At 39.0% G+C, this 14,952-nt stretch carries 11 protein-coding genes; all 11 read left to right on the forward strand.

The window, feature by feature from the left end; all coding sequences use genetic code 11:
* Positions 1 to 93 precede the first annotated feature (93 nt).
* The gene (locus ACWODM_RS05565; protein ID WP_455320387.1) at positions 94 to 1,584 is read left to right on the forward strand and encodes an aldehyde dehydrogenase family protein; all 1,491 of its coding nucleotides are present in this window, start codon (positions 94 to 96) and stop codon (positions 1,582 to 1,584) included.
* Between the two features lie 146 nt (positions 1,585 to 1,730).
* The gene (pcrA, locus tag ACWODM_RS05570; RefSeq protein WP_455320388.1) at positions 1,731 to 3,977 is read left to right on the forward strand and encodes a DNA helicase PcrA; all 2,247 of its coding nucleotides are present in this window, start codon (positions 1,731 to 1,733) and stop codon (positions 3,975 to 3,977) included.
* 14 nt (positions 3,978 to 3,991) lie between these two features.
* Positions 3,992 to 6,007, forward strand: coding sequence for an NAD-dependent DNA ligase LigA (gene ligA, locus ACWODM_RS05575; RefSeq protein ID WP_455320389.1), 2,016 nt, complete (start codon positions 3,992 to 3,994; stop codon positions 6,005 to 6,007).
* Positions 6,008 to 6,184: 177 nt separating this feature from the next.
* A complete protein-coding gene (gatC, locus tag ACWODM_RS05580) occupies positions 6,185 to 6,490 on the forward strand; it encodes an Asp-tRNA(Asn)/Glu-tRNA(Gln) amidotransferase subunit GatC (RefSeq protein ID WP_455320390.1) in 306 nt (101 codons plus the stop codon).
* Complete coding sequence (gatA, locus tag ACWODM_RS05585) at positions 6,490 to 7,959, forward strand: Asp-tRNA(Asn)/Glu-tRNA(Gln) amidotransferase subunit GatA (protein ID WP_455320391.1); 1,470 nt, start codon at positions 6,490 to 6,492, stop codon at positions 7,957 to 7,959. Before gatC ends, gatA begins: the two co-directional genes overlap by 1 nt.
* The gene (gene gatB / locus ACWODM_RS05590) at positions 7,959 to 9,389 is read left to right on the forward strand and encodes an Asp-tRNA(Asn)/Glu-tRNA(Gln) amidotransferase subunit GatB (RefSeq protein WP_455320392.1); all 1,431 of its coding nucleotides are present in this window, start codon (positions 7,959 to 7,961) and stop codon (positions 9,387 to 9,389) included. Before gatA ends, gatB begins: the two co-directional genes overlap by 1 nt.
* 10 nt (positions 9,390 to 9,399) lie before the next feature.
* Entirely contained in the window at positions 9,400 to 10,428 is a 1,029-nt protein-coding gene (locus tag ACWODM_RS05595) for a diacylglycerol kinase (protein ID WP_455320393.1), read from the forward strand.
* A gap of 100 nt (positions 10,429 to 10,528) precedes the next feature.
* The gene (gene rlmD, locus ACWODM_RS05600; RefSeq protein ID WP_455320394.1) at positions 10,529 to 11,893 is read left to right on the forward strand and encodes a 23S rRNA (uracil(1939)-C(5))-methyltransferase RlmD; all 1,365 of its coding nucleotides are present in this window, start codon (positions 10,529 to 10,531) and stop codon (positions 11,891 to 11,893) included.
* A gap of 1,066 nt (positions 11,894 to 12,959) precedes the next feature.
* Positions 12,960 to 13,322 carry a DUF2294 domain-containing protein gene (locus ACWODM_RS05605; protein WP_455320409.1) on the forward strand — a complete coding sequence of 121 codons (363 nt, stop codon included), beginning with the start codon at positions 12,960 to 12,962 and terminating at the stop codon, positions 13,320 to 13,322.
* A gap of 300 nt (positions 13,323 to 13,622) precedes the next feature.
* Positions 13,623 to 14,618 carry a sodium-dependent bicarbonate transport family permease gene (locus ACWODM_RS05610; protein WP_455320395.1) on the forward strand — a complete coding sequence of 332 codons (996 nt, stop codon included), beginning with the start codon at positions 13,623 to 13,625 and terminating at the stop codon, positions 14,616 to 14,618.
* A 12-nt stretch (positions 14,619 to 14,630) separates the two neighbouring features.
* Positions 14,631 to 14,936: a P-II family nitrogen regulator gene (locus tag ACWODM_RS05615; RefSeq protein WP_455320396.1), complete on the forward strand. Its 306-nt coding sequence runs from the start codon at positions 14,631 to 14,633 to the stop codon at positions 14,934 to 14,936.
* The last annotated feature ends 16 nt before the right edge of the window (positions 14,937 to 14,952 follow it).

Below are 14,952 nucleotides of genomic sequence, written 5' to 3' on the forward strand. Positions count from 1 at the left end.
TGAAATCCATTGAATTATGATCTGTTTTGCGGTAAAGTAATTGTGAAAACGTTTCATAATTACTTGGACTTTTGAAAGGATGCGAAGTGTTGTATGAGCTTTAATGTTGAATTGCAAGAGAACTATGGGTTATTTATTGATGGACAATGGACAGAGGTTGCGGAAGATCGTTTGATCGCTGCAGTCAATCCGGCAAATGGTGAAACTTTGGCAAAATTTGTAGATGCAGTAGACGAAGAAGTTGACATGGCGGTTTCTGCGGCACGTGAAGCCTTAAAATCTTGGCGCAAAGTCTCGATTGAAGAACGCTCGAAAATCCTTCTAAAAATTGCCGATAAACTCGATGAAAATCTGGAACACTTGGCAAATGTAGAAACATTGGATAATGGTAAACCACTACGTGAAACGATGAACATTGATATTCCTTACAGCGCGGATCATTTTCGTTACTTTGCTGGAGTGATTCGTTCAGAAGAAGGTACTGCTCAACAGTTGACCGAAGAGATGCTGACACTCAACTTAAAAGAGCCGATCGGCGTAGTTGGTCAGATCATTCCATGGAATTTTCCGTTCTTGATGGCAGCTTGGAAGATTGCTCCAGCATTAGCTGCCGGAAATACTATCGTGATCCATCCTTCGTCAACAACCTCGCTCAGCATTTTAGAGTTGGCTCGTTTGCTAGAGGATATCTTACCAGCGGGTGTACTAAATGTCATAACTGGAAAAGGTTCGAAGTCTGGAGAATACATGCTGCATCACGAGGATATAGATAAGCTGGCTTTCACTGGCTCAACAGAGATTGGCTATAATGTGGCGATCTCGGCAGCGAAACGACTGGTTCCAGCAACATTGGAATTAGGTGGAAAATCAGCTAATATTTTCTTTGATGATATGCCGTATGAAAAAGCGATCGACGGAGCGCAGCTAGGTATTCTGTTCAATCAAGGACAAGTTTGCTGTGCCGGTTCTCGAATCTTTGTTCAGTCTGGGATCCATGACAAATTTGTAGAAGATTTGGCAGAACAGTTTGGAAAAGTCAAAGTCGGCTTGCCTTGGGAAGAGGATGTCCAGATGGGAGCACAAATCAATGAGAATCAAGTGGACACGATTCTGAAATATATTGAGATTGGCAAAGAAGAAGGCGCTGTCGTAAAAGCTGGCGGTAAAAGAATCACTTCTGATGGACTTGAAAAAGGTTACTTTGTAGAACCAACCTTGTTGACGGATGTGACCAATGACATGCGTGTCGCAAAGGAAGAAATTTTTGGTCCGGTGGCAGTCGTCATTAAATTCGATACCATCGATGAAGTTATCGAGATGGCCAACGATTCTATTTATGGATTAGGTGGTGGTGTCTGGACAGCAGATCTCAACACCGCTTTGATTGCTAGCCGAGCGTTGGAAACTGGTCGTGTATGGGTCAATACCTATAACCAGATTCCTGCTGGGGCACCATTTGGCGGGTATAAAAAGTCTGGGATTGGCCGTGAGACCTACAAATCGATGCTTGATGCCTATACCCAAACAAAAAATATCATGATCGATACCAGCGACACACCATCTGGTTTCTATCCAAGAAAATAAAAGTAGAAAAATAGCTGTGCGAGCTTTTCGTACAGCTGTTTTTTTGTTTTCTCTAAAAGATTCAATGTAAATCGGCGTGTTCGGTTTTCTGAAATCAAGGAAAATGCTATAATTGGGAGGATTGAGAAAGAAAGGATGTTGATTGAATGTCATCCAAAGAAAGATTGTTAAATGGTATGAATCCTATGCAAAAAGAAGCGGTGATGTATACGGAAGGTCCACTATTGCTGATGGCAGGAGCCGGAAGTGGAAAAACACGCGTACTCACGCATCGAATTGCCTATTTGATCGAAGAAAAAGAAGTCAATCCCTGGAATATCCTGGCGATAACTTTTACAAATAAAGCAGCCAAAGAAATGAAGGAACGTGTCAAAAGTTTGCTTGGTCCTGACGGTGAGAATGTCTGGGTATCGACCTTCCACTCGATGTGTGTACGAATTTTAAGAAGAGATGTCGATCACATTGGTTATTCACGCAATTTCACGATCATTGATTCATCAGAGCAGTTGAGTCTGATGAAACGTGTGCTGAAAGAATTGAACATCGATCCGAAAAAGTATGATCCCCGTTCGATTTTAGGGGCAATCTCCAATGCGAAAAATGCTTTACTGACACCTGAAGATTATCAAGAGCTTCAGGGAGATTTTTTTGAACAGATCGTAGGTAGATGCTACGACATGTATCAAAGAGAGTTGCGTCAAAATCAATGTATGGATTTTGATGATTTGATCATGAATACGATTCGTCTGTTCAAAGAAAACCCAGACGCTTTGGCGTTTTATCAAAATAAATTCCAATATGTCCATGTGGATGAGTATCAAGATACCAACCATGCACAATATACACTGGTCAATATGTTGGCCGCTCGTTTTAGAAACCTTTGCGTGGTAGGTGATGCCGATCAAAGTATTTATGGTTGGCGTGGGGCGGACATGCAGAATATTTTAGATTTTGAAAAAGATTATCCAGATGCGGCAGTTATTTTACTGGAACAAAATTACCGCTCCACACAAAATATTTTATCAGCTGCCAATCAGGTGATCCAAAACAATCGTAATCGAAGAGATAAAAAACTTTGGACGGAGAACAATGAAGGGGCTAGAATCAAGTATTATCGTGGCGAATCTGAACGCGATGAAGGCCAGTTCATTGTCAGAGAGATCCAAAATCAAATAGCTGATGAGGGACGAGATTACGGTGATTTTGCTGTACTGTATCGAACCAATGCGCAATCTCGTGCTGTCGAGGATATGTTGGTCAAGTCCAATATTCCCTACACAATGGTCGGAGGGCATAAATTCTACGACCGTAAAGAAATCAAAGACATTTTGGCTTATCTGAGTGCGATCGCTAACCCCGACGATTCGATCAGCTTGGAGCGAATCATCAATGTACCCAAACGAGGTGTTGGTCCAGGTTCCTTAGACAAATTACGACAGTTTGCAACGATGCATGGCTGGCCACTACTAGAAGCCGCTCAAAATGTCGAACTGACGAATATTTCTGGAAAAGCTGGCAAAGAGTTAGGAAGCTTTGGACGAATGATGGATGAGTTCAATCAGATGATCCCTTACTTGTCGGTCACTGAATTGACAGAGGAAGTCCTAGAAAAAAGTGGCTATTTGGAAGAACTGAAAATCCAAAATACACTAGAATCGCAAGCTCGTTTGGAAAACCTGGAAGAATTTTTGACGGTGACTAAAGAGTTTGATAAGCAATATGAAGAGCAACCAGAAGATGAGACCGAAGCGCCAGAAGACAAACTGACCGTGTTCTTGAACGATCTGGCCTTGTTTTCAGAGCTAGACAACTATGAAGAAGAGACCACCCAGGTGACCTTGATGACCTTGCATGCAGCGAAAGGCTTGGAGTTTCCAGTAGTCTTTTTGATTGGTATGGAGGAAAATGTTTTTCCACTTTCCCGATCATTGATGGAAGAAAGTGAACTGGAAGAAGAGCGCCGCTTGGCCTATGTTGGGATCACTCGTGCGGAAGAGAAGCTTTACTTGACGAATGCTTTCTCTCGAACATTATATGGTCGAACCCAGTACAATCGAGCTTCGCGTTTCCTTGAAGAAATCGATGAGGATTTACTCGAGAGTACCAGCTCGCGTCCGACACAACCAGTACAATCGCGAGGAACCTTCAACCCTAAAGTCTTTAAGCCTGTATATCAGCAGCCCGCTCAAAAAACGGTTTCTAGTAAAAAGGAAACCGGCGGCGATGCGAATGAATGGCGAGCGGGGGACAAAGTTAGCCATAAAAAATGGGGGACAGGGACAGTGGTTCGTGTCAGTGGTCAAGCCAAGGATTTAGAATTAGATGTTGCATTTTCCCAGCAGGGAGTCAAACGATTACTGGCGGCATTTGCCCCAATTGAAAAAATCAATTAAAGGAGCCTAGCACAATGACGGAAGTTCCAATTGCTGAAAGAATAAAACAGATTACCACGCAATTAAATCAGTATGCGTATGAATATTATGTGAAGGATCAACCAACTGTCGAAGATCATGTTTACGATCGTTTGTATCAGGAATTGGTAGAACTGGAGACCGCTCATCCTGAACTGGCTTTGGAAGATTCACCTACGAAAAGAGTCGGCGGAATCATTCTGGAGGGCTTTGAAAAGGCGGTTCATGAGATTCCTTTGTACAGTTTAAATGATGTATTCAGTAAAGAGGAGCTTATTTCTTTCGATCAGCGAGTACAAAAAACAGTCGGACATCCCGTTTCCTATACCTGTGAATTAAAAATCGATGGTCTGTCGGTCTCTCTACGCTACGAGAACGGAAAGTTTGTTCGCGGAGCCACACGAGGAGACGGTAGTATCGGAGAAAATATCACCGAAAACCTAAAAACCGTTAAATCAATTCCTTTGCAGCTGAGAGAACCTGTTTCATTGGAAGTTCGTGGAGAATGCTACATGCCAAAAATGTCCTTCTTGAAATTGAATCAAGAACGAGAAGAAGCTGGCTTGGATGTCTTTACCAATCCAAGAAATGCGGCAGCCGGTAGTTTACGACAATTAGATACACGAATTGCTGCAAAGCGTAATTTGAGTACCTATTTATATGCGGTTGCCGATGTCGCACCACTTGAAGCAGAGACTCAGTTTGAAATGTTGCAGGAGTTGGATAGTTACGGTCTTCGTACGAATCCAGAGAGTCGTTTATGTCACACGATCGAAGAAGTTTGGGCATTTATTGAAGAGTTTCATGAACGTCGAAGTGAGCTTTCGTATGAGATCGATGGTGTGGTAGTGAAGGTCAACGATTTTCATTTGCAAGAAGAGCTTGCTTATACTGTAAAAGCTCCTCGGTGGGCAGCTGCCTACAAGTTTCCTCCCGAAGAAGCACAGACAGTGGTCGAAGATATTGAGTGGACGATCGGTCGTACCGGAGTGATCACACCGACCGCAGTCATGACACCGGTCCGTGTGGCAGGAACAACGGTCAGCCGTGCTAGCCTACACAATAGTGATTATATTGAAATGAAAGACATTCGGATCAATGATACGGTGATCATTTATAAAGCAGGAGATATCATTCCTGAGGTTGCTCAAGTCATTCTCGAAAAACGACCCACTGATAGTCAGTCTTACGAGATGCCGACACACTGTCCGATCTGCGACAGTGAACTGGTCCATTTAGATGAAGAAGTTGCCTTACGCTGTATCAATCCTAAATGTCCTGCCCAAATGAAAGAGGGCTTAAGCCATTTTGTTTCTCGTAATGCAATGAATATTGACGGACTTGGTCCAAGAGTGTTAGAGCAAATGTATGACAAGGGCTTAGTCCAAGATGTTGCGGATCTTTATTTCCTCAAAGAAGAGGAATTACTGACATTAGACAAGATCAAGGAAAAATCGGCCAATAATATTTTGACTGCGATCGCTGCAAGCAAAGGTAATTCAGCAGAACGACTGATCTTTGGTTTGGGGATTCGACACGTCGGTGCTAAAGCCGCTAAAATATTGATGGAGCATTTTGAAAATGTTAGAGCGATGAGTCAAGCTACTGAAGAAGAGATCCTTTCCCTGCATACGATCGGAGGAGCGATCGCTAACAGCTTGGCAACCTATTTTGAAAACGAAGAGGTCCATGAACTGTTGGATGAACTGGAAAAAGCCGGAGTGAACTTCAATTATTTAGGTGTGACTACTCGTCAGCTCGAGTCGGTCGAATCGCCCTTCAAAGATCAAACGATCGTTTTGACTGGGAAGTTGACGACTTATAGTCGACAAGAAGCCAAAGAGAAGATTGAAAGTCTAGGTGGCAAAGTCACAGGCAGTGTATCGAAAAAAACGGATATCGTCGTTGCCGGAGAAGATGCTGGTAGCAAGCTGACCAAAGCAGAAAGTCTGGGAATCACTGTCTGGGATGAACAGCAGATGGTAGATGCCTTAGAACAAAGCAAGAATTAGCTTTTTTAATAGGATTAGTCTAGCTTGATTTTCAATAATATAGTAAGATAAAAAGGATAAAACCAAGGAGTATTATTGAAAACATTCATGATAGTTATTTATTGCTTTTCAATATAATGCTACAATACAGTGAAAACAAAGTGCTTGATAGAGCACAGAAGTTAAAAGGAGGATATTATGGCGATCAGTGAAGAACAAGTAAAGCATGTTGCCAAACTAGCAAAATTGTCGTTTTCAGATGACGAACTACAGGATTTTACTGTACAGCTAGGTAAAATCATCGATATGGTTGAAACTTTAGAAGAAGTGGATACAGAGGGAGTGCCTTTTACTTCCAATGTAGTAGAAACAATCAATGTACTAAGAGAAGACAAAGCAGCGAAAGGTTGGGACCGTGACGAGTTGTTAAGAAACGTTCCTGAATCAGAAAATGGCTTTATTAAAGTACCTGCAATCATCGACAACGGGGAGGCAGGAGCATAATGACGAAATTATATGACAAAAGTTTAGAAGAGCTACATTCATTATTAGCAGCAAAAGAAATCACAGCCGCTGAGTTGACTCAGGCAACGCTTGACCGAATCGGAGAAACAGAATCTCAAGTAGGATCATTTATTACTATCAGCGAAGAAAAAGCGTTAGAGCTTGCGAAATCGATCGATGAAAAAGGCGTTTCAGAAAGCAATGTGCTAGCTGGAATTCCAATCGGGATCAAAGACAATATCGTGACTAAAGATATCTTGACGACTGCTGCATCAAAAATGTTGTATAACTTCGACCCAATCTATGACGCGACAGTAATGGAAAAGGTCTATGAAGCTGGTTTGATCCCTGTTGGTAAATTGAACATGGACGAATTTGCGATGGGGGGAAGTTCAGAGACTTCTCACTTTAAGAAAACAACAAATGCTTGGGATGCTACCAAAGTTCCTGGTGGTTCTTCAGGTGGTTCTGCCGCTTCAGTTGCTGCTGGACAGGTACCAGTTTCTTTAGGAAGCGATACAGGTGGTTCGATTCGTCAACCAGCTGCCTTCAACGGAATTGTGGGAATGAAACCAACATATGGTCGTGTTTCTCGTTTTGGTTTGATTGCCTTTGCTTCTTCTTTAGATCAAATTGGACCTTTGACTCGTAATGTCAAAGACAATGCTTTAGCCTTGAATGCGATCAGCGGACATGATCCAAAAGATGGCACTTCTGCCAATGCAAGTGTTCCTGATTTTGCAGCAGGTTTGACTGGCGATATCAAAGGAATGAAGATTGCCTTACCTAAAGAGTATCTAGGTGAAGGTGTTGATGCTGGTGTGAAGGAATCGATCTTGAAAGCAGCAGATACCTTCCGTGCTTTAGGTGCAACAGTTGAAGAAGTTAGCTTGCCGCATTCTAAATATGGCGTTGCCGTATACTACATCATCGCCTCTTCAGAAGCAAGTTCAAATCTGCAACGTTTTGATGGGATTCGTTATGGCTATCGTTCTGAAAATGTCAACAGCTTAGACGATGTATATGTTAATTCTCGCAGTGAAGGCTTCGGTACAGAAGTAAAACGCCGAATCATGTTAGGAACTTTCTCATTGAGTGCCGGTTATTACGACGCTTACTTCAAAAAAGCAGGTCAAGTTCGGACCCTGATCAAACAAGATTTCGACAAGGTATTTGCAGAATACGATCTGATCATGGGACCATCTTCTCCAACAGTAGCTTATGGAATCGGAGAAAACATCAATGATCCAATCACGATGTATATGAGTGATATTTTAACGATCCCAGTGAACTTGGCGGGACTGCCAGGAATGTCACTACCGGCTGGATTCTCAGAAGGATTGCCAGTTGGTCTGCAGCTGATCGGTAAACATTTTGATGAAAATACAATGTATAAGGCAGCCTACGCTTTTGAGCAGGCGACTGACTTCCATACGAAAAAACCAGTGATTTTAGGAGGAGATAAATAATGAACTTCGAAACAGTCATTGGGCTTGAAGTCCACGTAGAGTTAAAAACAAATTCAAAAATTTTCTCACCAGCTCCTGCTCATTTTGGAGCAGAGCCAAACAGTAATACCAATATTATCGACTGGGGTTATCCAGGTGTTTTACCAGTCATGAATAAAGCCGCACTTGAATTTGGGATGAAAGCCGCGCTTGCGTTGAATTGTAAAATTTCTCAAGATACACATTTCGACCGTAAAAATTACTTCTATCCTGATAATCCTAAAGCGTATCAAATCTCTCAATTTGATCAGCCGATCGGTTATGAGGGCTGGCTTGAGATCGAAGTAGAAGGTAAGAAGAAAAAAATCCGCATCGAACGTGTCCATTTGGAAGAAGATGCTGGGAAAAATATGCACGGAATCGGTGGCTATTCGCAAGTTGACCTGAACCGTCAGGGAACACCACTGATCGAGATTGTTTCTGAAGCAGACATGCGTTCTCCAGAAGAAGCTTATGCTTACCTAGAAGCGATTCGTTCCATCATCCTGTTTACTGAAGTTTCAGATGTGAAGATGGAAGAAGGTTCTATGCGTTGTGATGCCAACATTTCTCTACGCCCTTATGGACAGGAAAAATTTGGAACGAAGACAGAGCTAAAGAACTTAAATTCGATGAACTTTGTTAAAAAAGGACTGGCATTTGAAGAAAAACGTCAAGCGAAAGTATTGCTTTCTGGTGGAGAGATCCAACAGGAAACACGTCGTTTTGATGAAGCTACGAATAAAACAGCCTTGATGCGTGTGAAAGAGGGTTCCTCCGATTATCGTTACTTCCCGGAACCTGATATTCCTCGTTTCGAGATTGATGACGCTTGGGTAGAGCGGATCAGAGAAAGCTTGCCAGAAATGCCACAATCTCGTCGTGCACGTTATATCAATGAATTAGGTTTACCAGAGTATGATGCGATGGTATTAACATTAACTAAAGAAATGTCTGATTTCTTTGAAGAAACGATCGCTGAAGGGGCAGATGCGAAACAAGCATCCAACTGGTTAATGGGGGAAGTTTCAGCTTACCTAAATAGTGAAAAATTAGAACTAGCTGAAACAAAATTAACACCTAGCAATTTAGCAGGAATGATTACTTTGGTAGAAGATGGAACAATTAGTTCTAAAATTGCCAAAAAAGTCTTTCGTGAATTGATCACAAATGGTGGAGAAGCGAAAAAAGTAGTAGAGGAGCAAGGTTTAGTGCAATTATCTGATCCTGCTCAATTATTACCGATTATCAATGAAGTGTTGGATAACAATGAAAAATCTGTTGAAGATTTTAAAAATGGAAAAGATCGTGCGGTTGGGTTCTTAGTTGGTCAAATTATGAAAACAACTCGTGGAAAAGCAAATCCTGGAGTTGTGAATAAACTTCTACAAGAAGAATTAAGCAAACGATAAGAGGGATTTCATGAAAAAAGCTCGGGTTATTTACAACCCTACATCTGGAAAAGAAGCCTTAAAAAGTAATTTAGCGGACATTTTGGATATTTTAGAAACAGCAGGATATGAAGCGAGTGCTTTTGCAACTACACCAACACCTTTTTCTGCCAGAGAGGAAGCTCGACGTGTAGGGGAATCCGGTTTTGATTTGATTGTCGCTGCAGGAGGAGACGGTACCATTAACGAAGTAGTAAATGGTATCGCACCTCTTGAAAAGCGTCCAATGATGGCGATTATTCCTGGAGGTACCACAAACGATTATGCTAGAGCCTTAAAAATCCCTAGAGGAAACATTAAGGCTGCAGCTGAAGTTATTTTAAAGAATCAGACAGTAAGAATGGACATTGGTAAAGCCTCTGAGAACTACTTTATCAATATTGCTGCTGGAGGTCACTTGACAGAATTAACTTACGAGGTTCCATCAGAATTAAAAAGTGTTTTTGGTTATTTAGCTTACTTAGCTAAAGGGGCTGAGCTATTACCTCGAATTAAACCTATTGATATGCACTTTGAATTTGATGAAGGTGAATACCATGGTAATGCTTCCATGTTCTTTTTAGGTCTAACCAATTCAGTGGGTGGATTTGAACAGATTGCTCCGGATGCCAAATTAGATGATGGCAAATTTTCATTAATTATTGTAAAAACAGCGAATATTTTGGAAATTGCTCATTTAGTAGCATTGATGCTTAATAAAGGAAAGCATATTCATGATGATCGTTTGATTTATACTAAAACATCACATCTGAATGTGTGGACGGAAAATAATAGTCAACCATTAATGATTAATCTCGACGGTGAATACGGTGGAGATGCACCAATGCGTTTTGAAAATCTGCATCAACATATTGAATTTTTGGCCAATTTAGATAAAATTCCTAACAATGCAGTAATGGGTGATTTAGATCGCTTAAACGAAGTCAGTGAAGAATTTATTCGTGAAGTAGAAAAACTTCAGGATGAAGATATTGATGGAGACGGAACAATTGGTGAATAAAAAGGAATGAATACCATTTTGAAACTAGAACGTTTTGAGAATGTTCTAGTTTTTTTAACAGTAAGTGTAGAAAAGCTTAAATTGAAATGAGGAAAATAAAATGAAACAATACCCAGTAGAAAAAAATCAAGTATTAGAAGCAACAATTATCGATCTATCGCATGAAGGGATGGGAATCGCTAAAGTAGATGGTTACCCACTTTTTGTCGAAAATGCTTTAACAGATGAAGTCGTGGAACTAAAAGTGTTAAAAGTAGGAAATAAATTCGGTTTTGGTAAAGTTATGAAATTTATCAAAGAGAGTCCAGATCGTCAAACTGTTGAAAATGAAAACTTATTACGTACAGGAATCGCTCCTTTAAGTCATTTAAGTTACGAAAAACAATTAGCGTTCAAACAAAAACAAGTGGAAAATGTTTTAACTAGAGTTGCAAAAATGCCAGAAATTAATGTACTACCAACATTAGGGATGGAGCAACCTTTTGGCTATCGTAACAAGGCGCAAATTCCTATTCGTAAAATTGAAGGGAAATTAACCACTGGATTTTATCGTAAAAACAGCCACCAATTGGTTGCTATTGAAGACTTTTATATTCAAGATCCAGTTATCGACCAAGCAATCCTAACTATCCGCAATATTTTAGAACGTTTTAACATCAAAGCTTACAATGAAGAAGCCAACGAAGGATTCATGCGTCACATCATTATTAGACGTGGTCATTATTCTCATGAAATGATGGTTGTGTTAGTTACTCGTAAGCCAAAATTCTTTAAAGGTGTCGAAATTGCAAACATTATTCATGAAGAATTACCAGAAGTGGTTTCTGTTGTACAAAATGTTAACGAAGAGAAAACCAATGTCATTTTAGGTTCAGCTGAAAAAGTATTATTTGGAAAAGACAGTATTGAAGATCAGTTATTAGGAAAAACATACCGAATTTCATCAAAATCATTCTATCAAGTAAATACCCAACAAGCAGAAGTTTTATATCAAACAGCCTTTGAATTAGCTGATTTGAAAGCAACTGATGTGGTAATCGATGCTTATGCTGGAATCGGTACAATCGGTTTATCTGTTGCTGATAAAGTAGATCATGTATATGGTATGGAAACTATCAAAGAGGCAGTCGATGATGCCAGAGAAAATGCGAAATTAAATGATATTGAAAATGCTACTTATTTAGTCGGTAAAGCAGAAAAAATTATGACGCAATGGGCAAGAGAAGGCATTGCACCAAATGTTATTTTTGTCGATCCACCACGTAAAGGTTTAGAACAATCATTTATCGATGCTGCATGCGAAATGAATCCTGAAAAAATTGTTTATATTTCATGTAATCCAGCAACAATGGCAAGAGATTTAATCCACTTTGCAGAGTTAGGTTATACAACAGATACCGTTCAACCTGTCGATTTATTCCCGCAGACAGCGCACGTGGAAACCGTAACACTGCTTACGAAGTAAGTAGATGTACGTCTTATGCAAAGTTTTCCCAAGAGAAGCGGAGCTACGATTGGTAGAAAACGACTGCAGAGTGTGTAGTATTGATGTCAAGGGTGGAGAAATAATATAATAAGAAACCCCGTAACAAAGGGCTTTTTAGCGTTTTGCTACTTAGTGCAATAAAAATTGCTGGCAGCAGATTTGACTGAAAAGCCTATTTTGTTATTTGTGGAAATAGGTCAACGGTATTGATTCGGGGAGGGTTGAGTTGACAGATTAGATAACGGTCATTTTTGTTTAGGTTGAAGAGATAGGTTAGATATTGTGTTTAGCTTCCGCTTGAGATGATATAACATGTGGAAATGGTTTTCCTGATGGAAAAAAATAAATATAGAACCCTTTGAAATGGCGTGTTTACGGTGATTTTACAGGAATGTTTACTTTGCAGAAATAATAAAATTAATGAATTCTGGGTGTGTTCTAAAAGAACTAATGAATTACTGGTGAATGGTAAGTGCCAAAACGGGTGGAGTTTTGCTTTTATGTTTTAACCTTACAACAAAATAGCAGTACATATCTGTAGCGATTTTGCTCGATTGTAGAGAAAATACTGCTTTTGCAATAGAAAATAATGAAAAGAATTGCAGTTTGTCGTAAATTTATATTATAAACTAGTCCATAACTTTATTTGGCGTACAAATATTTTTACCATAGAAGAATTATGTGCTAATCCTGTCTTTGACACTTGCAAAGCATAAAAAGCTTGAAACCTATTGTAAATATTAGGATTCAAGCGCTGCTTTGTGTTTATGTTAAAAAAGTGCGTACTTTTTTTAAAGTTTTTAGTACATGTATTTAGTAGTTAAAAAACAAATTGACAATAGAATAAGTTTGATATATAATTTATTTTAATATTTAAGCTTGATGGTTTCAATATCACTATAAATGTTAAATGTATTAGCATTATGATAATATTTGATTGTCTATATGAAAATACGGAATGTCTTTATAAATTTCATTGAAATTAAACAGTATACTACGTGTGGTAATTAAACATATGGAATTTCTTTATTAGGAGGGGAAAACCATAAAAAAAGGTCAGTTAGAAGCCGAAATAAGTAGAGCATTAACTCAATGGGAAAAGGATTTTTTGGGTAGAGGGTCTGTAACGGTTAAGACTGACATTCTCAGAGACATGGTCATTGTGGTCTTAAAGGGTATCTTAACACCTGCAGAATATAAGCTCTCGGAAACACTAGAAGGTTTATTGTCAATAAAAAAAATCCGTGGTAACTTAGTTGAGGTAGGTAGAGATAAACTAGGTGGAATTATTACAGAACAAACTGGTGAAGAAGTTATATCTTTCCATACAGATATTAGTACTAGAAATGGTGAAAGAGTTATGATATTTAAATTAACTTCTGATTTGGAGAAAAAAATAATGCTTTAATAAACATATATACTGGGAGAACTGAGAAAGTCCATTTATGAGTAAACTAAATGAACAGTTAAAGTTAAACCGACTATTTTTAATGTAAGGAAGTATCGCCACTAACTATAAGTGCGATAACTTCCCCTGTTAAAATGGTCGGTTTTTTTATTTTTTTCCCAAGACTATACAATCTAATATAAGTTGATTGGCAAATGAAATGCATAAATTTGCTTGTTGTGTAAGAGGTGAAGTAATTAAAGTGTTAAAAGAATAAGGAGAAAAAGCTTTATAAAATACATTACAAAGTAGGGTGATAAAATGAGTTCTTTAGAAATTGCTTTTAGCAACATGGCATCTCCAGCGATATTATTTTTTATACTAGGGGTCATTGCAGTCTCCGTAAAATCAGATTTGGAAATACCGGATTCTATTGGTTCAATTATAACGTTATATGTTTTAATATCTATTGGACTAAAGGGGGGCATTTCAGTTAGTAAAACTGGCGTTCAGGGATTATTAATATACGCTTTACTAGCGGTCATTATTGGCATTATCATTACTACCCTAGTATATATTATAATGTCTAAACTTGGATTTGATTCGTCTAACGCCGGATCGATAGCAGGACATTATGGGGCATGTAGTAGTGTCACTCTTACATCAACTTTAGTTTTTCTGCAACAAATAGGAGCTGATTTTGAGGAGTTTGTCCCTGCTTTATATCCGTTCATGGATACCGCAGCATTGATTACTGCTATTATTCTAGGTTATGCAGGCTTAAAGAAGCGATCTGCAGAAACAGATAAAAGTGAATATCGCATAAAAGACATACTACGTATTTCTTTAACAGCTAAATCGACATTATTAATATTTGGTGGTTTTCTAATTGGACTTATCTCAGGTGTTGAAGGTACAAGAAGTCTTATGCCATTTTATGATAATATCTTCAAAGGGGTATTTACAATTTTTATGCTTGATATAGGGTTACTTGCCGGTTCAAGATTATATGAATTGAAAAATGTCAGGCCAATTGCATTTTTATTAGCGATTATCCTACCACTTATCCATGCCACTATCGCCATAATTTTAGCTACTGTTTTTGGTTTGAGTCCTGGAGGAGCAACAATATTAGCAGCCTTAGCTAGTGGTGCGTCCTATATAACTGCACCTGCAGTGATGAGAGATACTTTCCCTGAGGCTAATCCATCTTTAGGTCTAGCCATAGCTTTAGGCATTGTATTTCCATTTAATATTATACTTGGAATCCCACTTTACCATCATTTAGCAACTATGATTTCACAATTTATTAACTAGGGGTGATTAAACTTGTTAGAACAGGTAGAAAAAGTAATCATAATAACTGAAAGAATAATAATTTCTAAAATAATAACATATTTAGAGTCTTTAGAAATTAGAGCTTACACTATTTATAACGATGTCTCAGGGAAAGGTCAACGAGGTATGAGGTCAATATCTGGAGGACTTAGCAGGTTTGGTGAAAATATAAGAATAGAAATAATAATTGAGGGTGAAGAACAAGCTGTGGAAGTGGCTGAAAAGATATACAATAAATATTTGTCTTCAAGGTATGCCGGAATAGTATATTTAGAAAAAATTCGAGTAGTTAAGTAATTATACAAAAACACCC

The organism is Enterococcus olivae (genome assembly GCF_053760925.1).

Excerpts from the sequence above, each read along its gene's own strand:
- ACWODM_RS05610 (WP_455320395.1), top strand. The coding sequence starts at position 13,623 with ATGAGTTCTTTAGAAATTGCTTTTAGCAACATGGCATCTCCAGCGATA.
- pcrA (WP_455320388.1), top strand. The coding sequence starts at position 1,731 with ATGTCATCCAAAGAAAGATTGTTAAATGGTATGAATCCTATGCAAAAA.
- ACWODM_RS05595 (WP_455320393.1), top strand. The coding sequence starts at position 9,400 with ATGAAAAAAGCTCGGGTTATTTACAACCCTACATCTGGAAAAGAAGCC.
- gatB (WP_455320392.1), top strand. The coding sequence starts at position 7,959 with ATGAACTTCGAAACAGTCATTGGGCTTGAAGTCCACGTAGAGTTAAAA.
- gatC (WP_455320390.1), top strand. The coding sequence starts at position 6,185 with ATGGCGATCAGTGAAGAACAAGTAAAGCATGTTGCCAAACTAGCAAAA.
- gatA (WP_455320391.1), top strand. The coding sequence starts at position 6,490 with ATGACGAAATTATATGACAAAAGTTTAGAAGAGCTACATTCATTATTA.
- rlmD (WP_455320394.1), top strand. The coding sequence starts at position 10,529 with ATGAAACAATACCCAGTAGAAAAAAATCAAGTATTAGAAGCAACAATT.
- ligA (WP_455320389.1), top strand. The coding sequence starts at position 3,992 with ATGACGGAAGTTCCAATTGCTGAAAGAATAAAACAGATTACCACGCAA.
- ACWODM_RS05565 (WP_455320387.1), top strand. The coding sequence starts at position 94 with ATGAGCTTTAATGTTGAATTGCAAGAGAACTATGGGTTATTTATTGAT.